This window comes from Sphingopyxis sp. NFH-91 (assembly GCF_021401285.1).
In the GTDB taxonomy this organism is placed as follows: Bacteria; Pseudomonadota; Alphaproteobacteria; order Sphingomonadales; family Sphingomonadaceae; genus Sphingopyxis; species Sphingopyxis terrae_A.
The window spans coordinates 1-2,523 of sequence record NZ_JACBGA010000030.1 but is presented as its reverse complement, the minus strand read 5'-3'; the positions used below and the strand labels follow the sequence as shown (position 1 = coordinate 2,523).

General features: G+C 64.7%; 2 protein-coding genes. Both read right to left on the bottom strand.

Going from position 1 to position 2,523, the window contains the following annotated elements:
- Nucleotides 1–178 precede the first annotated feature (178 nt).
- Nucleotides 179–907 (bottom strand): IS21-like element helper ATPase IstB, encoded by a 729-nt coding sequence (gene istB / locus L0963_RS19560; RefSeq protein WP_031304487.1) that lies wholly within the window; start codon nt 905–907, stop codon nt 179–181.
- Entirely contained in the window at nt 894–2,408 is a 1,515-nt protein-coding gene (gene istA, locus L0963_RS19555; RefSeq protein ID WP_021238707.1) for an IS21 family transposase, read from the bottom strand. Before istA ends, istB begins: the two co-directional genes overlap by 14 nt.
- Nucleotides 2,409–2,523: the final 115 nt, after the last annotated feature.

The following is a 2,523-nucleotide window of genomic DNA, read 5'->3' as shown; positions in this document are numbered from 1 at the left end:
TGTCAAACGGCGTTCAAAAGGGACCCCCGATCGGCGTCGAAGAGGGACCCCCTTTTCGGATAATATGATGCTGGTTTGTTGAAGATGGCCTTGCGCTGCGTGCGGCGGAGGGCGGGCGTAGCCCGACCGGAGGCGCGCGCAGCGCAAGATAGATTTTTGAAGGCGCCGAAGGTGGCTGTCAGCTGCGGTTTTTGAAGCGCCAGCTGTCGTTGCCCGTCTCGACGATATCGCAGTGGTGGGTGACGCGGTCGAGCAGCGCCGTGGTCATCTTGGGATCGCCGAACACGGTCGGCCATTCGCCGAAGGCGAGGTTCGTGGTGATGATGACGCTGGTCCGCTCATAAAGCTTGCTGATGAGGTGGAACAGCAACTGCCCTCCCGAGCGGGCGAACGGCAGATATCCAAGCTCGTCGAGCACGATCAGGTCGAGCCGCGACAGCTGCGCCGCCAGGGTCCCGCCTTTGCCGATCCGGGTCTCCTCTTCGAGGCGTGTCACCAGATCGACGGTGTTGAAGTAGCGGGCGCGAGCGCCCCTTCGCACGACATTGGCGGTGATCGCGATGGCGAGGTGGGTCTTGCCTGTCCCCGTGCCGCCGACCAGCACGATATTGCGGCGAGGCGGGAGGAAGGAGCCATCGTGAAGGGAGCGGATCATCTCCTCATTGATCGGTGTGCCCTCGAAGCTGAACCGCTCCAGGTCCTTCACCACGGGCAGCCTCGCAGCCGTCATCCGATAGCGGATGGAGGCTGCATCCCGGTGGGTCGCCTCAGCACGGAGCAGGTCGGTCAGTATCTCCATGGTGGTGCGCTTGCGCTGGAGGCCGGTGGTGACCGCCTCGTCGAACGCCGCCGCCATGCCCTTGAGCCCGAGGCCGCGCATCGTGTCGATCATATCATGCCGCTGCATCATAGCCTCGCAGCAGATCATAGCGGGCACAGTCGGCGAGCGGAGGATGCTGCAGCATCCGGTCTTCCGAAGTGACGATGCTGTGGGGTGTCGCCGGCTCGCGGCGCCGGGAGAGGATGTTGAGGATCAGCTCGTCGCTGGCCGTTCCGTTCGCCAACGCTTCGCGCACGGCAGCCTCTACCGGCTCCAGGCCATCGGTGAGCACCGCCGAGAGGACCCGCACGAACCTGCGATCGGCCTCGTCCCCGGTGCCGAGCCTTCGCCGTAATCGGTGCAGGGCGGGCGGCAGATCCCAGTCCTGGAACGGTGCGCCGTTACGCAGCGCGCCGGGCTTGTGCGCGAGGACCGGCAGATAATGCCAGGGATCGTATATCGTGCGGTTCCGACCGAAGTGGCGCTCATGCTCCCCGACGATCGCATCGCCGCAGCGTATGACGATGCGATCGGCATAGGAGCGCACCTGAACGGTCCGGCGTGCGGCCGTCGACATGACCGAGTAGCGGTTGCGATCGAAGCTGATGAGGCAGGTGCCGGTGACGGCATGCTCGCTCTCATGGAAGCCGTCGAACGGTGCCAGGATCGGCTGCAGGGCCGGTCGCTCCATATCCAGCGCCTCGGCGACGGTAATATCCCCGCGTTCGGGATGGGCATGATGCTCGGCCCAGCGCCGGCACTCGGCCTCCAGCCACCCGTTGAGCTCGGCCAGGCTGGCGAACCGGAGTCGCGGCTGGAAGAAGCGGCCTCGGATCGTCTGGACCTGCTGTTCGACCTGGCCCTTCTCCCATCCCGCCGCCGGCGAGCAGGCGGTCGGCTCGACCATGTAATGATCGGTCATGATCAGGAAGCGGCGGTTGAACACACGCTCCTTGCCGGTGAACACGGCCGTCACCGCCGTCTTCATATTATCGTAGATACCGCGTCGCGGCACACCGCCGAAGAACGCGAACGCCCGGGCATGGGCATCGAACAGCATCTCCTGGCCCTCGCGCGGATAGGCCCGGACATAGGGTGCGCGCGAGTCGCAGAGACGCATATGCGCCACCTTCACCCGCATCGGCTTGCCGGCGATCTCCACATCCTCGTGGCTCCAGTCGAACTGGTAGGCCTCACCCGGCTGGAAGGTCATCGGGATGAACGCCGGTGCGCCTTCGCCAGCATCCTTCCGCCGCGCAGCACGCCAGCGCGCCGCATAGCGGCGCACCGCATCATAGGATCCATCGAACCCCTCGCGCACCAGCAGGTCATGGATACGCGTCATCCGTAGCCGATCGCGGCGGCCGCGACCTTCGTTCTCCTCAAGCAGCGCATCGAGACGATCCTGATAAGGACCGATCCGCGGCAGCGGCTGGACTTTGCGCTGATAGTTGAACGCCGCCTCCGGCGACCGGATCGCTTTGCGGACGACCTTCCGCGACAAACGAAGGTCACGAGCGATCGCCTTGATCGCCTTACCCGCTGCATGCTCACGCCGAATCCGAACCACTGTCTCCACGATCAACATCCCGTTCTCGCCAACTGATCAAAACCAGTCGGCCGACTAAATCCCCGGGATGAAGGGGTCCTTTTTGCACGCCGATCACCCCACGAAGGGGGTGCCTATTGCACGCTGATCCTCA